Origin of the sequence: Deinococcus marmoris DSM 12784, from assembly GCF_000701405.1 — a bacterium.
In the GTDB taxonomy this organism is placed as follows: Bacteria; Deinococcota; Deinococci; order Deinococcales; family Deinococcaceae; genus Deinococcus; species Deinococcus marmoris.
This window is the reverse complement of record NZ_JNIV01000214.1, coordinates 1-2,186: the sequence shown is the minus strand read 5'-3', so window position 1 is coordinate 2,186 and position 2,186 is coordinate 1. Positions and strand designations below refer to the sequence as shown.

Below are 2,186 nucleotides of genomic sequence, written 5' to 3'. Positions count from 1 at the left end.
CCCAGGCCAGCGTGACCAGTCCAAACAACCGCTCTAATCGGTCAGCGTGGGTCACCGCTGACCGTTCCAGGTCAAAGCCACGCGACTTCATGCTGGCGTGGGGCCTGGACGTGACGCATGTGGACGCGCATATGGGCACTGCCGCGCACCCCAGGTATCTACCTGATCTGCTGGAACTGGCGCTGACGCAGGGCCTTCCACCCCTGTTTCCCCGGCAGACAGCAGCGGACTGGCAGGCGGCGGGACTGACCGGGGAAGATGCCCGGCAGGCGGAACAGACCACCTTTCAACTGGAGGAGCGCGGCGTTCCCCTCGTCGACCATCTGCGGATGTTGCCGCTGGACGTGGGGGGCGATCACGCGGCCCTGACCCGGCAGATGCTGCGCGATCTGCCGCCCGGCATCACGCATTTCATCCTGCATCCCGCGCACGACACGCCTGAACTGCGGGCCATTTGCGGCGACTGGCCCGCGCGGGTGGCAAACTACCACGCGCTGATGGACCCTGCCCTACGCCGGGACGTGCAGAACCTGGGCATCCAGGTCATCGGCTACCGCCCCCTGCGCGACTTGCTGCGGCAAAGAATGGCGGCGGGCGAGGTAAAGCCGTGACCGTTCCGGCGACATCTGCGGTTCCCGTGGAGCTGGACGCTGGCACCTCCTCCAGCACGCGCTGGCGCTACGCGGCCATGAACCTGGGGCTGGTGATCCCGGCGCAGGTATCCAGTTTCTTCTTCCTGTACTACGTCGACCACCTGAAAGTCGATCCAGTGAAATTCGCAGCGCTGATGACTGCTTTTGCCCTGTATAACGCCATCGACAATCCGGTCATCGGCTACCTCTCGGACCGTACCCGCACGCGCTGGGGGCGCCGCATTCCGTACCTGCTGTTCGCCACGCTGCCCACCATGCTGTTTCTGGCCCTGTTGTTCAACGCGCCCTTCGATGCCGTGCAGAACCCGGCGGGCGTGCTGCTGTATTTCGGCGTGCTGTGGGTGCTGTGGGAGACCACCTTCACGATGGTGGGCACGGGCTACCTGTCGCTGCTCCCGGAGATGTTCCGCTCGTTCGCCGAGCGCACCGACGTGTCGGTCAGGATGAACGCCGTGCAGGTGGTGGGCCTGCTGATCGGGCTGGCCCTGCCTCCACTGCTGGCGACCCAGATCGGCTGGGGGCCGATGGGCATCCTGTTCGCGGTGCTCTGCGCGGCGGCCATCTACGGCGGCGTGGGAGCACTCTCAGAAAGGGTAGCGTCGGTGCAGGCCGCTCCCCTGCCCCTGCTGGACGCCCTGCGTTCCACCTTCACCAACCGCAGTTTCCTGACCATCGTGGCCGCCCAGACCATGCGCTTCGTCGCCACCGGCACACTCGCGACGGGGATGGGCTTCTTCGTCAAGTACAGCCTGGGGGCCGAGGGCGGCCTGCTGACCACGCTGCTGCTCGCTATCGCCTTCGTGACGGCAGGGGCGTTGCTGTGGCCGTGGCGGCGCTTCGTGGCCGAGAAATACGGCGCTCGCACCACGCTGTTGCTGGCCTTCACCCTCAGTGGTCTAGCTGTGCTGCCGCTGGCCTTTATCGGAAGCGTTCCTGCGGCCTTCCTGACCACCGCGCTGTTCGGGGTGGGCCTGGCCGGGATGATCCTGATGGGTGACGTGGTGCTGGCCGACGTGATCAACGAGGACGAGCTGCGAACCGGCCAGCGCCGCGAGGGTTCGTATTACGGCCTGTCGGGCCTGATCACCACCCTGAGCACCGGAGTCATTGCTGCCGTGTTCGGCTGGGTGGCGCTGCGTTACGGCTACGATCCAAAGCTGGACGTGCAACCCGACACTGTGGCACAGGGCTTCCGCCTCTTCATGACGGTGCCGCCGCTGATCGGCTCGGCGCTGGCGGTGGTGTTTCTATGGTTTTACCCGCTGCACGGGAAGCGGTTGCAGGACATCCGCCGCCAGTTGGCGGCCCGGCGCGGGGGCTGAAGACGTCACTCACGACGGTGGATGATGCGAGGGAGGGCCGGAGATCAGCAGTCCTGAGCCACCGGGTCTAGAGCCGCCACCAGAAGTGGTAAGCCCTGCTGGGCCAGTGCGTCCATATCAATGGTTCGGACAGTTTTGACCACCCTCAAGCCGCTTTGACCCCCAAATCCAGCGGCCTGGACGGATGTTTTCCTAATTCGGCAAATCGTGC

At 65.5% G+C, this 2,186-nt stretch carries 2 protein-coding genes; both read left to right on the top strand.

Annotated features, from left to right (window positions below; translation table 11 throughout):
* Positions 1-89: 89 nt before the first annotated feature.
* Positions 90-611 (top strand): ChbG/HpnK family deacetylase, encoded by a 522-nt coding sequence (locus tag Q319_RS0123270; RefSeq protein WP_051655727.1) that lies wholly within the window; start codon positions 90-92, stop codon positions 609-611.
* Positions 608-1,975, top strand: a complete 1,368-nt coding sequence (locus tag Q319_RS0123265; RefSeq protein ID WP_245619454.1) for an MFS transporter — start codon at positions 608-610, stop codon at positions 1,973-1,975. Before Q319_RS0123270 ends, Q319_RS0123265 begins: the two co-directional genes overlap by 4 nt.
* The last annotated feature ends 211 nt before the right edge of the window (positions 1,976-2,186 follow it).